14 protein-coding genes are annotated in these 18,122 nt (G+C 47.6%); 4 read left to right on the top strand and 10 right to left on the bottom strand.

Features of this window, described 5'->3' with window-relative positions:
• From ONB37_15205 to ONB37_15165, 9 genes are all read right to left on the bottom strand, one after another.
• Positions 1–633, bottom strand: a 633-nt coding sequence (locus ONB37_15205; GenBank protein MDZ7401502.1) for a (Fe-S)-binding protein, incomplete at its 3' end; no start/stop codon positions are given.
• A 181-nt stretch (positions 634–814) separates the two neighbouring features.
• Positions 815–1,309: a hydrogenase iron-sulfur subunit gene (locus tag ONB37_15200; GenBank protein ID MDZ7401501.1), complete on the bottom strand. Its 495-nt coding sequence runs from the start codon at positions 1,307–1,309 to the stop codon at positions 815–817.
• 42 nt (positions 1,310–1,351) lie between these two features.
• On the bottom strand, positions 1,352–1,531 hold the full coding sequence (locus ONB37_15195) for a type II toxin-antitoxin system HicA family toxin (protein MDZ7401500.1): 180 nt from the start codon (positions 1,529–1,531) through the stop codon (positions 1,352–1,354).
• A 226-nt stretch (positions 1,532–1,757) separates the two neighbouring features.
• On the bottom strand, positions 1,758–4,637 hold the full coding sequence (locus ONB37_15190; protein ID MDZ7401499.1) for an FAD-dependent oxidoreductase: 2,880 nt from the start codon (positions 4,635–4,637) through the stop codon (positions 1,758–1,760).
• Positions 4,638–4,652: 15 nt separating this feature from the next.
• Positions 4,653–4,820, bottom strand: a complete 168-nt coding sequence (locus ONB37_15185) for an FAD-dependent oxidoreductase (GenBank protein ID MDZ7401498.1) — start codon at positions 4,818–4,820, stop codon at positions 4,653–4,655.
• A 51-nt stretch (positions 4,821–4,871) separates the two neighbouring features.
• Positions 4,872–5,426, bottom strand: a complete 555-nt coding sequence (locus ONB37_15180; protein ID MDZ7401497.1) for a 2-oxoacid:acceptor oxidoreductase family protein — start codon at positions 5,424–5,426, stop codon at positions 4,872–4,874.
• 181 nt (positions 5,427–5,607) lie between these two features.
• Positions 5,608–6,504 (bottom strand): thiamine pyrophosphate-dependent enzyme, encoded by an 897-nt coding sequence (locus ONB37_15175; GenBank protein MDZ7401496.1) that lies wholly within the window; start codon positions 6,502–6,504, stop codon positions 5,608–5,610.
• Positions 6,501–7,658 carry a 2-oxoacid:acceptor oxidoreductase subunit alpha gene (locus ONB37_15170; protein ID MDZ7401495.1) on the bottom strand — a complete coding sequence of 386 codons (1,158 nt, stop codon included), beginning with the start codon at positions 7,656–7,658 and terminating at the stop codon, positions 6,501–6,503. Before ONB37_15170 ends, ONB37_15175 begins: the two co-directional genes overlap by 4 nt.
• Positions 7,648–7,926, bottom strand: coding sequence for a 4Fe-4S binding protein (locus ONB37_15165; GenBank protein MDZ7401494.1), 279 nt, complete (start codon positions 7,924–7,926; stop codon positions 7,648–7,650). Before ONB37_15165 ends, ONB37_15170 begins: the two co-directional genes overlap by 11 nt.
• Positions 7,927–8,705: 779 nt before the next feature.
• Here ONB37_15165 and clpB point away from each other — a divergent pair.
• Both clpB and trxA read left to right on the top strand, forming a co-directional pair.
• Positions 8,706–11,333: an ATP-dependent chaperone ClpB gene (gene clpB / locus ONB37_15160; GenBank protein ID MDZ7401493.1), complete on the top strand. Its 2,628-nt coding sequence runs from the start codon at positions 8,706–8,708 to the stop codon at positions 11,331–11,333.
• Positions 11,334–11,657, top strand: a complete 324-nt coding sequence (trxA, locus tag ONB37_15155; GenBank protein MDZ7401492.1) for a thioredoxin — start codon at positions 11,334–11,336, stop codon at positions 11,655–11,657.
• A gap of 195 nt (positions 11,658–11,852) precedes the next feature.
• On the opposite strand, the gene ONB37_15150 is transcribed toward trxA, so the two are convergent.
• Positions 11,853–13,946: an alpha-amylase family glycosyl hydrolase gene (locus tag ONB37_15150; protein MDZ7401491.1), complete on the bottom strand. Its 2,094-nt coding sequence runs from the start codon at positions 13,944–13,946 to the stop codon at positions 11,853–11,855.
• A gap of 415 nt (positions 13,947–14,361) precedes the next feature.
• On the opposite strand from ONB37_15150, the gene ONB37_15145 reads away from it, so the two are divergent.
• Both ONB37_15145 and ONB37_15140 read left to right on the top strand, forming a co-directional pair.
• Entirely contained in the window at positions 14,362–15,945 is a 1,584-nt protein-coding gene (locus tag ONB37_15145) for a glycosyltransferase (GenBank protein ID MDZ7401490.1), read from the top strand.
• A 373-nt stretch (positions 15,946–16,318) separates the two neighbouring features.
• Positions 16,319–18,001, top strand: coding sequence for a peptide MFS transporter (locus ONB37_15140; protein ID MDZ7401489.1), 1,683 nt, complete (start codon positions 16,319–16,321; stop codon positions 17,999–18,001).
• Positions 18,002–18,122 lie beyond the last annotated feature (121 nt).

The following is an 18,122-nucleotide window of genomic DNA, read 5'->3' as shown; positions in this document are numbered from 1 at the left end:
ACCAGCTTCCTCAATGATTCTGAGATTATGCTCGGCCAGCTTTTTGAAATTATCCACGTCGCCGCTCCACAGCAAATCATGGCCGCAGCAGCGTTCATCCGCCAGAATCGCTGGCGTGATGCCAATTTTATTTAACAATTTTATCGTTCCAATGGCTGAATTGATGGAATCGACTTTGAGATCCGAAAAATACGCATCAAAATACGGGGCGCAGCCGACAAAATAGACGATCTCTCCTTTTTTCAAGGTTTTCAAATTACCAGGAATCCAATCCATGCGCTGTTGTTTCAGCTCATTGGCGGTCATGATTCGCATCAGGGAATGAAATGCCCCGCCGTGGCTGCATTCGGCTTTGGCTCCAGTATTCAGCGACAGCGAGCGCACATCCCGCATAAAGTGGATGTATTGGATTTGCGATGGACAATGAATCTCGCAGCGGCCGCAGGTCAGGCATTCCCATAAGGCACTATCTTTCAGCAATGAACTCTCATCCTTTTGCACGCAGCGCATCAATAACGATCGGGGCGAGAAGGTCTGATTGATCCTGGCGACGGGACAGACGCCCGTACATTTTCCGCAATCGAGGCAGTAGTAGGCTCGGGTCTGGCGAATAATCTCACTGATAGCTGGCATATTTATTTCTTTTCACAATTCAGATGGTTATTAATTCGGCTTATCAAAATGGCTTTCATTTTTAGAATATCAAATTAAAAATATGCTAATCAAACATCCATGCTGCTAAGACTTTATCAATTCCAATTACCCAGTTACCTAATTACCTTTAGACTCGAATTGAGTCCAATTGCCCATTGGACTAAGCCACAGCAGCTTCTTCGGTCTCGATTGGGATTTCAATCATCCTGCTCGGTGCCGATTTTCGCAGCGGACTTGGGCCCAATTTTTTGACGTCGTTGATCAGTTCGTTCACAACACGGGCAAATTTAGGCGATTCGGCCGCCGAGACCCATTCCAATCGAACCCGTCCTTTTTCGATTCCGACCAGATGCAGCATCCTTTCTAACTTTTGATAATTCTCCGCCGCACGGCGGGCGCCAAACATGTAATGGCAATCCTCAAAATGACAAGTAGCGACCAGGACGCCATCAGCGCCCAGTTCCAATGCTTTCAACACAAACGATGGATTGACTCTGCCGCCGCACATGACTCGAATAATCCGCACATTGGGTGGGTATTGAATTCGATTCACCCCTGCGCCATCAGCAGCAGGATAGCTGCACCAGTTGCAGCAGAAGGCGACGATTTTGGGATCGAAGTCTGGGTCGGATTTTGATTTTTTCGTTTGAGCCATTTGTGAATTATCCTTTGTCCGTAGTACGTTTTCGCCCATGCTTTATTCATTACTAAGCTTTTTAATTATCGACTTTGCTAAATACTCATTAATTTCAGTATGTGGAGGAACTGGCTGGGATTGCTTCGTATTAAGATTAGTGTTCCAATCATGCCTTTTGCCGTGCTTAACCAAAACAAAGCCCATTTCCTCACGCCTTTTGATTAAATTTTTCCTTTTCATTTAAGAAAATTCCAGTTTTTCAACTTTTCGGATATAGGGTGCTTCTCCTGAATCGATATTTTTTAGCCAACCCTTCAGATTTTAAATCGGTTCCTCTTTGATCATTTCCTGAGTCTAATAATCAGGATAATCGAGAAAATGGCCGAGAGAATAATCGCCATCTTGCTATAAAACGTATCGGTTTTTTTCATAACTAATTTCTAGATTCTTTCATTGAAATTCAATTTCACACTTGACAAAACAACGCCTCCATTTGCGCCTCGATCTGATCATCGGTGAAATGGCGAATGTCGATCGCTCCCGTGGGGCAGACCGAAGCACAGGTGCCACAGCCTTTGCACAGCGCCTCATTCACGAAAACCACCACTCGCCCATCATCGGTCTCTCTAAGTTCCAGCGCATGGAATTCACAAACCCCCACACATTTACCACAGGCACGGCAGAGGCTTTCTCGTGAAGTCGAAACAATCGGTTCCAGACGGATGGTATCGCCTGATAACAGTGCCGCTGCTTTGGCTGCCACGGCCGAAGCCTGGGACACGGAATCCGAAATATCCTTCGGACCCTGCGCGCAACCTGCCAGGAAAATCCCCTCCATTGCTGTCTCCACTGGTCCGAGCTTGGGATGGCGCTCCATGAAAAATCGATCCGAGCTTCTGGGAATTTTCAGCAATTCTGAAATATAGCTGCTCTCGGGCTCTCGGGGAACCATGCCCAGCGACAGCACTACCGCATCGACAGGGAATTCCAATTCAACCCCCGTGCGTTCGTGTTTGACTTTGACAGTATTGACTTTTTTCTTGCCAATCAGCTCGGGCTTGCTGCTCAGATCGAACGGGATGAATAGCACTCCCATGCCTCGGGCTTCCCGATACATCTCCTCTGCGCCACGGCTGTACACCCGAATATCCCGATGCATCACTACGACGTTAATTCCCATCTTCTTCAGCGCAATGGCCTGTTTGATCGCCGCCTGGCAGCAATAGCGGGAGCAGCCAGGATTGCCATGCTCGCTGCTACCTCGTGAGCCGACACACTGAATATAGGCCACGGTCTCAGGCTTTTTCCCATCAATTTCGAGATAATCCCCTCGAAAGATCATCTGCTCGAAGAATTCGTTGCTGAACACATTGGTAAATGACCCGTACCCATATTCACCCCGTTCGGGCCGATAGAGATCGGCGCCTGTGGCAATGACGATTGCTCCGACTGGGATCGTTTTTTTGCCATCGCCTTTCTTGTCTTTCTGCTGCAGCGTGACTTCAAAATTGCCGACAAAGCCGTTGACACCTTTGATTTCGGTGTCGGTAATCACCTCGATATTTGGGTTCGCTAATAATTTAATCTTCTTTTCCAGCAATTCTGTTCCAGGTTTATAGCTGGGATAAATTGTGGATAGATCTTTCACTCGGCCGCCGAGCTGCTTCTCTTTTTCGACCAAATAAACTTTAAACCCCCGACTGGCCAGATCAATAGTAGTTTGAATGCCTGCGACACCACCTCCAACGACCAGCACATCATGCTGGATACCGAGCTCCCTGGTCTCCAATGGTTCCAGCAAACGAGCTCGGGCTGCGGCCATGCGCACTAGGTCCATGGCTTTGCGTGTGGCTGCCTCTGGCTCACTCTGATGCACCCAGGAACATTGATCCCGAATATTAACCATCTCAAATAGGTAGGGATTCAATCCCACCTTGGAAATGGTCTCTCGAAAGATCGGCTCATGAGTCTTGGGAGTACAGGCGGCTACGACGATGCGATTTAATCGATGTTCAATGATTTTCTTTTGAATCTCATCCTGGGTGCTGGCAGCACAGGCAAACATGGTCTCGTCGCAATAGACCACGTTGGCTAACTGGCGAGCATAATTTGCAACCTGCTGCACATTCACCACGCCCGCAATATTAATTCCACAATGACAGACGAACACCCCAATTCGTGGCTCGCCGCTGACATCGATCTGAGGAATCTCTTCTTCAACTCGCTCGATCCTGCAATCCATGACATGCCGAGCCGCTCGAATCGCTGCGCCCGAGGCATCGGCAATAGAATCGGTGATATCTTTGGGACTGATGGCGCAGCCTGCTACATAGATCCCTTCGCGAGTTGTATCCAATGGGTCAGAACAGGGATCAAGCTGTTTGATAAATCCATCTTTATCGACCTGAATGCCCAGAATTTCTGCCAATTTTCCACTTTTGGTGGAAGGAATTAGCGCCGAAGATAGCACCACCAAATCGACCAATTCCCGCTCGATCTTGCCTGTTTGAATATTTTCATAGGTGATCACCGTTTTTCCGCTCACGGGATCTTCAACGATTTTCGAAGGCTTGGCATTGATGAATTTTATTTTGTCGACATTAAGCGCTCGCGCATAAAATTCCTCAAATCCTTTGCCGAAGGCACGAATGTCGATGTGGAAAATCTTCATCTCTGCCTCGGGAAAATGCTCATGAATCAAGAGAGCATCCTTCATGGCATTCATGCAACAGATGCGGCTGCAGTATGGGATATCGGCCTTCATATTGCGAGAGCCGACGCACTGGATAAAGGCAATTTCTTTCGGTCGCTGGCGATCAGTGAATTTGATCAATTCGCCTCGGGTCGGTCCGCTGGAAGAAAGAATTCGTTCCAGCTCCATGCTCGTGACCACATTCTCGAATCGCGTGTATCCGAATTCACTGGCCTCACGTGGGTCGTAATATTCAACGCCAGTGGCAACGATAATTGAGCCCACTGGAATTTCAATAATTTTATCTTGCTCATCATAATCGATGGCATCTCGTTCGCACACTTCGGCGCAGCGGGCGCAAGCCAAAGGAAAGGTGCCAAGACAATCATCGGCATTTCGGATATAAGCATTGGGAACAGCCTGCGGGAAAGGACGATAGATGGCATGGCGGGCTCCGAGGCCTACTTCAAATTCATTGGGGACGACAATGGGGCAGACTTTGGCACATTCACCACAAGCAGTACATTTGGATGGATCCACATATCGGGCTTTTTGCAGGACTTTGACTCTAAAATCTCCTGCCTGTCCCTTAACTTCGATGACTTCACTATTGGTAAATAATTTGATATTGGGATGTCGACCGACATCCATCATCTTGGGGCCTAAAATTCAGATGGCACAGTCCATGGACGGAAAGGTCTTATCCAATTGCGCCATCTTCCCGCCAATGCTAGGCTCCCGTTCGACTAAATAAACTTGAAATTGCGAGTTCGCCAGGTCCAGTGACGCCTGCATCCCAGCGATCCCGCCACCGATGACCAGGACACCTTTTCGCACGAATGCCTCCGACAGTTTTTATTTTTAGATCATCATTATCTATAATCGCCCTTATTTGTTCCCTTCAACCTGCTTTATGCCATACTCATAGCCCTTATCAAAGGCTTTCAAGTTTAATTCCTCAGTGCCCTTGGGAACGGATTCCTCCACCGTTTTTCGAACCGCTTCTGGATCGAGCAACTGGGAAACTGCAGTAAAGAACCCTAGCATTACGATGTTCAGCACAATTTTTCGTCCCAGTTCTTCGGCCAACCTGGTGGCAGGAATTTTATACATCTTGATTTTGCCACGTTGCTTTGGCTCTTTGACCAAGTCTTCATCGATTAACAGCAATCCATCGTCTTTCAATTCTGGTTCAAATTTGGTATAGGCCTCTTGAGACATGCAGATCAGAATATCTGGCTTGGTTAGATATGGGTAAAGAATCTTCTCATCATCGACAATGACTTGTGCGCTGCAGGCGCTGCCCCGGGCTTCAGGGCCAAAACTTTGATTGAGCGTGGCGTTTTTCCCTGCATGAAGCGCCGCTGCCTTGCCGATCAAATACCCCAACAGAATCACCCCCTGACCACCGAAGCCAGAGACTCGAATTTCGGTTTTTGCCATATCAAAATACCCTCCAGTGCATCATATATTATTCTCTTCGCGACCTAAATTCACGTTTCGAATACACAGCGTAAAATCATTTCCAATTTTTCAGAGATACAACCTCATATTTTCTGCTTGATTGATACTCTGAAATTTGGATTTATTTTGAATCTGGAGTTTGGTATTCGCCATTTTTAATTCACCCGGCTTTTCTCAACTGCATTTGCTGGGGAGCCACTCCATACGGTACAAACTTATCGCCCAGTTTTTGCGAGAGCCAGTTGTTCCAATTTTCCAGAAACGTCGGTCGCTCCCTGTCGATAAATTTACCAACGATAATTTTCTGTTGAAATCCGATATCCAATTCCTCTAAAGGCGCTCCGTGTCTGATCTCACTGTTATCATGGTAGAATTTCATCAGATCTAGCCCGGTACCCAGGCGATTGCGTCGAGCATAAAGCGTTGAACAAGGGGCAATCACCTCGATAAATGAGAAACCTTTTTTATTTAGCGCTTCGCCGATGGAGTTGGCCAGTCGCCGGATATGAAGGGCGGTCCAGCGGGCCACGTAGACAGCGCCACAGGACCCTACCAGCAAAGGCAAATTGAATGGTGGTTCACTATTGCCATAGGGTGCGGTGGAGCTATTAGCAGTGAGTGGCGTGGTCGGTGCTGTCTGCCCACCGGTCATCGCATAAATGAAGTTGTTCACACAAATCACCGTCAAATCCATATTGCGCCTGGCAGCATGAATGAGATGATTGCCGCCGATCGCTGCCAAATCGCCATCCCCGCTGAACACCACGACTTTTAACTCCGGATTGGCCAGCTTCAAACCGGTCGCGAAGGGAATCGCGCGACCATGGGTTGTATGAAACGAATCCAACTTGATATATCCAGCGACCCTTCCCGTACAACCAATACCGGACACGACCACGACTTTGTCCAATGGATAGTCAAATTTCTCCAAAGCGGTTATGAAACAGGATAATGCGGTTCCGATGCCGCAGGTGGGACACCAAATATGGGGGATCCGTTCCATTCGTAACAATTTTTCCATTGGGTGTTCCGGCACATTCGCATTTGCGTTGCTCATTTTACAGCCTCCTCAATTACTTTATAGATGTCCTCGGGATCATGCACCCAACCACCTGCGTGAGGGACATGATAAGTTTTTGCTTGGCCTGCGACGCAGCGTTCCAATTCCAGTACTACCTGCCCCATATTGATCTCAGGCATAACAAAAGCTTTGACTTTGCTAGCCAATTCTCTTACTCGTTTTTCCGGGAACGGCCAGATGGTGATCAATTTGATATAGCCGACCTTAATCCCTTTCTTCCTCGCTTTAAATACAGCAGGTAAGCACACCCGAGAGGTGATGCCATACGCCATGACGATCACCTCGGCATCGTCGGTCTGATCTTCTTCAATTTCGATAATATCATCGGCATTTAATCTGATTTTATCACAAAGTCGCTTAACCAATTTATTCTGGGCCACAGGCGACATAACCGGATAGCCCCGCTCGTCATGGGTCAAGCCAGTCGTATGAATTCGATAGCCTGTCCCCGCCACGATCATATCGGGCACTAAATCCTCGCCATATTCATAAGGCCAATATTTTTCTGGTGGCTTCTTAGTCAAACGGCGCGGATAGAGATCAATCTCTTCAGCCCTCGGGATCACCACTTTTTCGGTCATGTGTCCCACACATTCATCCATCATGAAAAGCACTGGCACACGATATTTTTCTGACAAGTTGAAACATTTGATGGTATAATCAAATGCCTCCTGCGGAGAAGCGGGGCTCAGGGCTATGATTTCATAGTCGCCATGAGATCCCCATCGAGCTTGCATCATGTCTTGCTGGCCCACCATAGTGGGCAAGCCAGTCGAAGGACCGCCTCGCTGAACATTCACGACTACACATGGCGTTTCCATCATGGCTGCCAGACCGATGTTTTCCATCATTAATGAAAAACCCGGACCAGATGTCACGGTCATGGCCTTTTTTCCGCCCCAGGCGGCACCGATCAGAGCCGCCATCGAACCAAGTTCATCCTCCATCTGAATAAATATCCCTCCCACAAATGGCGCTCGTGCCACAAAACGTTCGGCGACTTCTGTCGACGGGGTAATCGGATATCCTGCAAAGAATCGGCAACCAGCAGCTATGGCACCTTCGGCACAGGCATGGTCGCCATCAAGATAGTGCTCTCCAGTTAAGACACCTATGGGATCAGCTTTCAATGGTCGTTTCCTCCTCTCTTAAAGTCACAAAGATCGCAAATTCAGGACAGAGATGTTCACACAACTGACAATGCACGCACGCCTCGGGTTGCACTACCTCGGGCGGATGGTATCCTTTGATATTGAATTCTTTCGAAAGTTCCAGAACATCCCGAGGACAATATTCGACACAAAAACCACACCCCTTGCACCGATCACGGACAATATGAATTTCTCCGCGAGGCACTTTGATCTGATCCGCGTCAAGAGGTCTACGCCAAAATTGCATATTCAGTCTCCAGTATTGATGTTAAATTGGACAGAAGCAAGAGGGTTTACAGGGACTTATTTGCAAACTTCAATAGCTGATCAATGAACATTGCCAATGTCATTTTTTGTTCGATTGACCCTTGAGTTCTTATTTTTTTGAATACATTTTTGAAATTCTATCTAGCTCATCATCATTTCGTTCGTCATTTACATGGGAAGCCTAACATTAGAAACGTCAAATCGTGCAGCAAGCAATAGAGGGATTCAGTCTTTTGCCATCGTCCAGTTAATTCAATCGTCGATGCCATTATGATGAGCTGACTTCAAAATTTCCATCATTTATAGAACGCAGTTGAATTTACAACCATGACGGTTTTCGTTCAAAAAATGATGTCAAACCATGAAGTTTGCCATATTGTTGGTGATGTAAATGAGATATTTAAGATAGCATAAAAAAATTAAAAGGCAAGTGTTTTTTTTTGAATTTTGATTTGATTATCAAAGATAATTTTATCAACTCGCGCTACCAAAGGGCAAAGAAATCAAACAGAGAAAATAAAAAGTGTCAGCCATCTCTCCTGCATTGCTTACAATTTGTCAAATTCATATTTCATTATCTGCCAGAATTGCTGTATTGGGAGAAAGGTTTTGATTTTGGTCCAAGATCGAATCCGCTAAAACAGCATTAGTAATTTACATATTTTCATCCAACTAAACACGCCAAATTTCTGCTACAAAACACTGGCATATTGTTTGCCATTGTTTTAATGCCGAAAAAAATAAAGGAGATGATGGTTCATGACATTAGATAAATTTACAGTCAAAGCACAGGAAGCTGTCATGCGCGCTCAGCATCTGGCGCAAGAACACGGGCAGCAACAGATCGAAGTTGAGCATTTGTTCAAATCGCTATTGGACGATTCGGAGGGCGTTCCGCAGGCGATTTTGAAAAAAATTGGTGTCAACATCGGATTGATGCAGAGTCGAATTGAAGATGAGTTGAGGAAACTGCCGCGTGTTTCTGGGTCAGGAGCGATAGGGAGCGTTTATATTTCGCCGCGATTGAACAACGTGCTCAATGCGGCGATGAATGAGATGCGGCAATTGAAGGATGAGTTCGTCAGCACTGAGCATTTATTGCTGGCGATTTTGGCAGAAAAAGGTTCGCCTTCCGCTGCAATCCTTCAATCCGCTGGAGTGAACAAGGATCTCATTTTGCGAGTGCTGAAAGAAATCCGCGGCACCCAGCGCGTGGTCGATCAAAATCCAGAGGACAAATACCAGGCATTGGAACGATTCGGCCGGGATTTGACAGATTTGGCCCAACGAGGGAAATTGGATCCAGTCATCGGACGCGATGATGAGATTCGGCGGGCGATTCAAGTATTATCGCGCCGAACCAAAAATAACCCAGTCCTGGTTGGCGATCCAGGTGTTGGGAAGACCGCGATCATCGAAGGGATTGCCCAGCGAATTGCTAGCGGGGATGTGCCTGAAGGATTGAAAAACAAGCGGGTCATCCAGCTTGATATGGGGGCACTGATCGCTGGCGCTAAATATCGTGGAGAATTTGAGGATCGGCTCAAGGCGGTCCTGAAAGAGATCCAGGAAGCAGAGGGAAGCATCATCCTGTTCATCGACGAATTGCATACTATCGTTGGTGCTGGCGCTGCCGAGGGAGCAGTAGATGCGGGCAATATGTTAAAACCAATGCTGGCGCGTGGGGAACTGCGGCTGATCGGTGCAACCACGATGGATGAATATCGAAAATATATTGAGAAGGACAAAGCGCTCGAACGACGGTTTCAGCCAGTAATGGTTGATGAACCTTCGGTGGAAGAGACCATCTCGATCTTGCGCGGTTTAAAAGAGCGCTATGAAGTGCACCATGGTGTCCGGATTTCAGATGCCGCTATTGTCGCCGCAGCAACTTTATCGCATCGTTACATTAGTGAGCGATTTCTGCCTGATAAGGCGATCGATCTGATCGATGAAGCGGCGGCCAAATTGCGCACGGAAATCGACTCCATGCCCGAAGAGATTGATGAGATCGAGCGCCGCATCAAGCAGCTCGAAATCGAGCAGGTAGCGCTGAAAAAAGAGACAGACGCGGCATCGAAAGAACGATTGGAGGGCATCAAAAATGAGCTGGCGAATTTGAAGGAACAATCCGCTCAGCTCAAAGCGCGCTGGCAGGCCGAAAAGGAAAAGATCAAAGAGATCCGCTCTGTGAAAGAGCAGATCGAGCAGGTTCGGATCGACACAGAAAAAGCCGAACGAGTGGGCGATTATAACAAAGCTGCGGAATTAAAATATGGAAGGTTAACTGAACTGAATCGCAAGCTGGAGGTTCTCAACAAAGAATTAGATGAGCTCCATAAAGATGGTTCTTTGTTGAAAGAGGAGGTTGGTGAGGACGACATCGCCGAAATCGTCTCCCGCTGGACTGGCATCCCGGTGAGCAAAATGCTGGAGAGCGAAAAGCAAAAGATCCTAAGGATGGCGGATCGGTTGCGGCTGCGCGTTGTCGGCCAGGATGAAGCGATCGAGGCAGTTTCGTTCGCGGTGCGTCGCTCTCGGGCTGGGCTCAGCGAGGCCAATCGTCCCATCGGTTCGTTCATATTTCTCGGGCCAACGGGAGTGGGCAAAACGGAATTGGCTCGCGCCCTGGCAGAGTTCATGTTCGACGATGAAAACGCCATCGTACGCATCGATATGTCCGAGTACATGGAGCAGTTCAGTGTATCGCGCTTAATCGGAGCGCCACCTGGCTATGTCGGTTACGAGGAAGGCGGCCAACTCACCGAAGCCATCCGACGCAAGCCATATTCGGTGGTGCTGCTGGATGAAATCGAAAAGGCGCATCCTGAGGTGTTCAACATCCTGCTCCAGGTGCTGGACGATGGCCGGCTCACCGATAGCAAGGGCCATGTGGTCAATTTCAAAAACACGATTATTATTATGACTTCGAACCTGGGTGCGGATCGCATTATGGAGCGGTTTCAATCGATGACCGAAGCCAATCGCGATCAGATCTATCAGCAGACGCGGGATGAAATATTGCAACTGTTGCGGATGCGATTGCGGCCCGAGTTCCTTAACCGCATTGATGAGATCATCGTGTTCCATCCGTTGACACGGGAAAACATCAAGGCGATCGTTGATATCTTATTCGAACGACATGTTCGCAGCGCGCTCATCCGCCAGGGGTTGGATGCTGTGATGACCGAAGCGGCCAAGCAGTATTTCGCTGATGCTGGCTACGATCCAGTGTTCGGGGCAAGACCCCTGAAACGGATCATGCAGAAAGAGCTCATCAATGAAATCTCGACCAAAATTTTGGAAGGAGATTTTGTCCCAGGGAATAAATTGGTGATTGATTACCGAAATGGCGAATTGAAATTGGACAAAAATGGAGTCATATAAGTGGAAAAGCAATTGCCAAAATCATTTAATCAATTGATCCAACAATCCGAGCTCCCAGTGGTGGTCGATTTCTGGGCTGAGTGGTGCGGTCCATGTCGGATGGTGTCCCCAGCGTTAGAAAAGATCGCCCGAGAGTTCAAAGGGAAATTGATTGTGATTAAAATCAATGTGGATCAGAAGCCGAATCTCGCTGCGCAGTATCAAGTGCAGAGCATCCCGACCATCATGATGTTCCATCATGGGGTGCCAAAAATGCGTCTGGTCGGTGCTTTGCCCTATGAGGCGCTTAAACAGGAGATCGTTAAGAACCTGTATTTCAATTGATCCAATTTGAAGTAAATGTCACTGAGAAAATTGATCGGTCAGTGAATAGCTTCCCTTTTGAGATCAGACTCTATCCCCTGCTCTTTTTTTAGAAGGAGCAGGGGATTCTTTTTAGAAAATAGATTGAGGCATTGCTAATGGAAAATTGGCCAGATTCAGGTCTTGGAATTTTTCTTTCGAAATCCAATTCGGGGGCTAACGTGAATCTTTCTGCTTTCTTAATAGAACCAATCCAGTTGTCTGCGGCACTTCGATTTCTCCAGAAATTCCGTCCTTGATTACCTCCAGACCAGCGCGATCTCCATCGACAACCAATGACCAATTCCCAGATGGAATTTTGAAAGTGATTTTTTTCGTTGGATCTGCATTCATGAGCACCAGAACATCATGCGTATCTTTAGACGATCGCCTCGAAATCCAGAAACCGAGGCCGAACTCGGCTGGAGTGCGAATGAAATGGATATCTTTGCGCTGGGACTGGCGCAGAGCAGGATGGGCTTTCCGCAGGGCGATCAGCCCCCGATAATAATCGTACAGTTCGCGATTGATATCCCGATGCTCATAATTGATCCAATTGGTCTCATTGTCCTTGTTATAGCTATTGTGATCGATCTGCCCCTGGTGCGGATCCGGCGCATCGCTTTTGGCGATGACTTTACTGCGGGCGAACTCCTGCCCCTCGCCCATCATGACAACCCCTTGGGAGACCATCAGAAACAGCGCTCCAAGTTTGCTGATCTTCATTTGCTGCTCGGAGAGTCGCACATGCTTGACAAGATCGGTGATCCGATCCTCAGCTTTCACTGCCCCAGTTCCAATTCGAATGAAATCCCCAAGCGTATGATCGTCATGCGATTCCAGATAGTTGACCGCATGTCCCGGTTCAAGGAACAGACCGCCATCGCTGACGAGGGTTCCAGAGACATAGCGCCGAATGGTATGCGGATTGTTATCCCGCTCCCATTTGCCAAAAATAAATCCCAGATTGTCGAACGGGTTTTGTCCTTTCACCCCGTTTCGGAATTTATCGTTCCAGGCCGACCAGCCGAGCCTCGAGAAATAGTCTGGCGCATAACCGTCCCCCCAGGGCTCGGCAATGATATAAACATTGGGATTAATTTTTTTCGCCTCAGCGATGATCTCCTGGCAGGTAGCCTCGTCAAGCAAATAAGCCAAGTCGAATCGAAAGCCGTCAATGTGATACTCGGTCATCCAATATTTGACGCTCTCGATGATCAATCGCCGAGCCATGGGACGCTCAGTCATAAAATCATTGCCACAGCCGCTTTTTGACAGAAAATTTCCATTGGCATCAAGCCGAAAATAGTATTTCTTATCGATGTATTTGAATGGATTCAAATCATAATTGGACACATGATTATAGACCACATCCATCAGCACAGCGATGCCTTTTTTATGAAAGGCTTTGACCATATCTTTGAATTCCTTCACTTGCTGCCCATGGATGCCGCAATATTGACCTGGCACCATATTGCCATCTGAAGCGTAATAGGACTCAGGGGCGAAGAAATACGACGTCATATATCCCCAGTGATTCCGCGAATAGTGATTCCAGCCATTAAACATGGACGCACTGCTGTCATTATAGGGCGGCTCGATATTGGCGAACTCTTGGCAGGGCAAAAGTTCCACGGCATTGACCCCAAGATCCAACAAGTAATCGATCCCCCCAGTCTTGCCCTCTTCAACTAAACCCAGATAAGTGCCTGCTTTTTCCACTCCAGAAGAAGGATGCACAGTCATATCCCGCACATGGAGTTCGTAAATCACTAAATCTCGGATCGGCGTGGTCATCCATGTATCCCCTTCCCAATCGTAGCGGGTATCGACGATGAGCGATTTAGCTGGATGAAGGTAATGGTTTTGGGTTACCACGGCTTTGGAGTATGGATCGGCCACCACAATCGAAGGATCGAACATCGAGAATCGATCGCGCGGCCCTTTGATCCGGTAACCATAATAGAGCCCGTATTGCTCGCCCGGCATCGCATATTCCCAGACACCCTCTCCATCGCGTTTCATGGGAAATTCTTTGCCCTGCGCATCATCATGCCTGTCGAATGTGACCAGCGTCACGCTGAATGCATTAGGTGCAAATAGCCTGAAGACTGTATTGCCATTTTCAATATTCGCCCCCAGCGATTTGCTGGAGAAATATTTATTCAATTCTGGAAAGTAGTCTGGATAGCGACTTCGACTCTGAGCGTTATAAACCAACAATCCAAGCACAATCATTTGTAATGAGATCCATATCATTTTCAGTGGCATATAATGAACTCCTTGGTCGTTTTCTGATTTTTCAAATTTGGCTAAATATAAGGCAAAAAACTATCGTTGTCAATTGGATTTTTTCTCTATCACCCGCGTTGTCAAGATCCAGTTCTGAATTCCCATAATCACTCTTCCCATGTCAGGTGATCCTTCAATCCTAACCCCATTTTATCCAGCCAAGCATTATCCTTTTGCTATTGATCCTTTGTTAAGTTAGCTTGCGCTATCCACATCGTAAGCAAGGAAGTCGATTATTTCCTTCTGCCAACATTTTTTGCTTGCAAAAAAAAGATTTTACTTTTATCTTTGGCTGGCGTTTTTCATAACAGTGGAATCGAATTGGTTCCAATTCCTCAAATTCAATTCTAATCACTCATACCGTACAATTAAAGTCAGAAACTGGAGCAAAAGCATGGATCGAATCAGCGTTGTTTTGATGTACCAGAAGGGAATGAATTACGATGATGCGACGTTTCATCGGACTGTCGAAAGCATTATCAATCAAAATTATCAGGATTGGGAGATTCTTATTGTGGATGGCCGGGGCAGCGATGCGAAAAATCCTTTCTTAAGCAAAGATGCCCGCATTCGCCACGTGCCTGGCGAATTCAAAAATCAAGCACAAGCTATGAACCAAGGTATGTCAGAGGCGACCGGCCAATACATTTTATTGGTGAACAATTTGCTCGCGCCGATCACGTTTCGATTGAGCACTTTGGAGCTCTTTTGGGCAGTGGCTCAGCGGCATTCGAATCTCGGCATGGTCTATTCGGATTATTCTCTGGAGGATGCCAACGGCGCGAAGAAGGATGTGCACCTATTGGATTACCATGAGGGCCGATTGCGAGACAATATGGATTTTGGCCCAGTCTGGTTTTTGCCCAAGCGGGTTCTGGATCAGCTTGGCGGGTTGAATGAGAACTATCAGGCTGCCCATCTCTACGATTTGCGTTTGAGAGTGGCCGAACGGTACAAAATCGTGCACATTGCCGCAGCTAAAAACGGCTATGCCTATCTGGTCCGCGCAGCCGAAAAGAAGCAGAATGTCTTCGATTATCTCATCTCAGGCAAAGCGATCCAGCTCGAAATGGAAGACGCGGTGACACAGCATCTGAAGCGCATCGGCGCTTACCTGGCCCCAGGGGCCAATTATCATCGGATAACCTATACCCCAGAAGAAGAGGCGAAATTCAAGGACTGCATCGCCAGCGTGGTAATCCCAGTGTTCAACCGGGAAGAATTCATTGGGACAGCCATCGAGAGCGTCCAAGCGCAGACCGTGCAAAACGTCGAGGTCATCGTGGTCGTCAATGGCGGGCCAGATGATCCAACCATTAATGGTGTAAAACCGTATCTGCCGGGCGGAACGAAATACAACCCCAATAAGCCCCAGGTTCGTCTCATCATCGAGGACATCAACAATATCGGCCATTGTCTCAATAAGGGCTTGCGGGCTGCGCGAGGCAAATATTACGTGCAACTCGATTCTGATGATCGTTTAAAACCAGACGCTATCGAAAAGATTCTGAAAGTATTCGATTCCGATGATCGAATCGGAATGGTGATCGGTTCTTACGAAGTCTGGAAGAAAAACGAGACCACTGGTGAGATCACGCGAATGGAGGAAATTCCAGTGGTAACCCACGACGAATGGACCGAGGAGAACGGCCGAAATAATCTGCTTCGTATCAATGGTGCGGGCGCGCCGCGATCGGCGCATATCAAGATCATCCGGGAGCTGGGCTGGTTCGGCATGAACGATGGCGAGTACAGCCGCAACTACGGCGAGGACTATGACCTTGTGCTGCGCATTTCAGAGCAATATCGCATTGGCCGTGTCTGGGAGCCGATCTACGATGTCATCCGCCACGCCGGAGGCACCGATCATGCCATCGACCAACTTACGGTCGATCGCAATGACAATGCCAAAGACTTTATGCGGCTGGAGGCAATTCGAAGAAGGAAAATGATAAATTCTAAAAAGCATAATGGGTAATTGGGTGATTGGATAATTTTACCAGCTTCAAAAAGGTTGTAACTAAACGATCGAGTTGGTTTGAAATTTGAAAATTGAGGTTTATGATTTGTCCATCCGCCAAGAGAGACCATCCCCGTCAACCGAAGCGAATGAATGGCGACACGATGTCATTCTGAGGAACGAAGCGACGAAGAATCCCCTCGATAAACGCACCTAGTTTTTTAAATCAAAAGATTCTTCGCTCCCTGCGGTCGTTCAGAATGATATTTCACTCCAATTGCCGATATACGCGGATCGGACAAGTTTGTTATTTGGATTTTGGGATTTGGAATTTCAATAAAGGTTTTATCTAAATGATCAAAAGAAACTTTATCAATCTGGAGGGAACTTTATGTTCAAAAACCACCCCAAGGGCTTGTTCGTGGCATTTTTCGCCAACATGGGAGAACGGTTCGGATTCTACACCATGGTCTCAATCTTCGTGTTGTTCTTGCAAGCAAAATACGGCCTCACATCAGGAAAAGCTGGCCAGGTTTATGGCATTTTCATGTTCTTCGTCTATTTCTTTCCGCTGTTAGGTGGCTTTCTCGCAGATAAAGTGTTGGGCTATGGCAGAACCATTGGTATCGGTCTGGTGGTGATGTTCATCGGTTACTTGATGCTGGCGACACCGACCGCAATGGGCACCAATTTCGGGTTGATTATCGCTGCGCTTGCGGTCATCGCCTTAGGGACAGGCCTATTCAAGGGCAATCTCCAGGCCCTGGTAGGCAATTTATACGACGACCCGAAATACAGCAATTTTCGAGATCGCGCGTTCAATATTTTCTACATGGGCATCAACATCGGTGCGATGTTTGCGCCGACCGCCGCTGAACGAGTGAGCAATTGGATCTTATCAAAAGCGAATTTCCACTACGACGCCAGGATCCCAGCAATGGCAAATAATTTCCTGAAGGGCAACTTGCCAGATGCCAGTGAATTTCTGAGCATTGCCCAGCTCCAGGACGCCAGCGTCACTATGGATACCCTCGGTGATTTCGCACAAAACTACATCAATGCCTTAAGCCGATCCTATCATTTTGGATTCGCCGTGGCCTGCTTCAGCCTGATTGCTTCAATGATCATCTTCTGGGGATTTCGCAAGTACTATAAACATGCCGATGTCACCGAGAAACAAAAATCCAAAGATGAAACGCTCAAAGCCCAGATGATCACCCTCACACCGCAGCAGACTCGAGAGCGACTGATCGCTCTGGGATTGGTATTTTTTGTGGTGATCTTCTTCTGGATGTCGTTCCATCAAAACGGGTTGACCATGACCTATTTTGCTCGAGATTACACGCAGCCCAGTGTGGGCAAAGCAACCAATCTCTGGTTCGATCTGTTCGGCTTGCTCCCCATTTTCCTATCCGTCGTCGGTCTTTATTTCTCGGTTAAAAAGAACAGCGCCGCTATCACCCGCATCATTGGTGCGATCGCGTTCGTCGGCTTCGCTATTCTGGCTTATCTACGCTATACCAGCTATGCCGAAGTCAATCCATTCACGCCTCAAAAATTTCAACATTTCAACCCGTTCTTCATTGTGGCGTTGACACCGATTGTGGTGGGAATTTTCGGCTATTTGAACAAAATAGGAAAAGAGCCTTCGGCGCCGCGCAAGATCGGGATCGGTATGATCATTACGGCTTTGGGATTTCTGGTGCTGATGATCGGTTCGATCGGTTTGCCGAGCCCAAAGGAACTGGGCGGACTGGTAGCCCCAGAGAACATGCTTGTTTCGCCGTATTGGCTCATTTGGACCTATTTCATCTTAACCGTGGCCGAGCTATTTCTCAGCCCGATGGGCATCTCGTTTGTCTCCCGCGTTGCGCCACCCCAGTACAAAGGCTTGATGCAAGGCGGCTGGTTCGCTGCAACCGCATTGGGCAATTACTTATTGAGCGTCATTGGCTACCTGTGGGGCATCGTTCCACTCTGGGCGCTCTGGCTAATCCTTGTGGCGTGCTGCTTGCTGTCCGCCGCTTTCATCTTTGCTGTGATGAAACGATTGGAGCGCGCGACACAAGGCTGATAATTTCTACCGATAACAAGCAACGTGACTGTCACCTGCAAGGTGACGGTCACGTTTTTCACTACTGTTCGTTTTAAGCTAACGAAAACTGGTTCAGAATCCAACGGCTCCGCGTCTTAAG

This window comes from candidate division KSB1 bacterium (assembly GCA_034506395.1).
Taxonomy (GTDB): domain Bacteria; phylum Zhuqueibacterota; class Zhuqueibacteria; order Thermofontimicrobiales; family Thermofontimicrobiaceae; genus Thermofontimicrobium.
This window is presented reverse-complemented; position numbering and strand designations above follow the sequence as displayed.

Excerpts from the sequence above, each read along its gene's own strand:
- ONB37_15145 (MDZ7401490.1), top strand. The coding sequence starts at position 14,362 with ATGGATCGAATCAGCGTTGTTTTGATGTACCAGAAGGGAATGAATTAC.
- ONB37_15195 (MDZ7401500.1), bottom strand. The coding sequence starts at position 1,531 with ATGAAAAGGAAAAATTTAATCAAAAGGCGTGAGGAAATGGGCTTTGTT.
- ONB37_15175 (MDZ7401496.1), bottom strand. The coding sequence starts at position 6,504 with ATGAGCAACGCAAATGCGAATGTGCCGGAACACCCAATGGAAAAATTG.
- ONB37_15150 (MDZ7401491.1), bottom strand. The coding sequence starts at position 13,946 with ATGCCACTGAAAATGATATGGATCTCATTACAAATGATTGTGCTTGGA.
- ONB37_15200 (MDZ7401501.1), bottom strand. The coding sequence starts at position 1,309 with ATGGCTCAAACGAAAAAATCAAAATCCGACCCAGACTTCGATCCCAAA.
- ONB37_15190 (MDZ7401499.1), bottom strand. The coding sequence starts at position 4,637 with ATGATGGATGTCGGTCGACATCCCAATATCAAATTATTTACCAATAGT.
- ONB37_15140 (MDZ7401489.1), top strand. The coding sequence starts at position 16,319 with ATGTTCAAAAACCACCCCAAGGGCTTGTTCGTGGCATTTTTCGCCAAC.
- ONB37_15180 (MDZ7401497.1), bottom strand. The coding sequence starts at position 5,426 with ATGGCAAAAACCGAAATTCGAGTCTCTGGCTTCGGTGGTCAGGGGGTG.
- ONB37_15165 (MDZ7401494.1), bottom strand. The coding sequence starts at position 7,926 with ATGCAATTTTGGCGTAGACCTCTTGACGCGGATCAGATCAAAGTGCCT.
- clpB (MDZ7401493.1), top strand. The coding sequence starts at position 8,706 with ATGACATTAGATAAATTTACAGTCAAAGCACAGGAAGCTGTCATGCGC.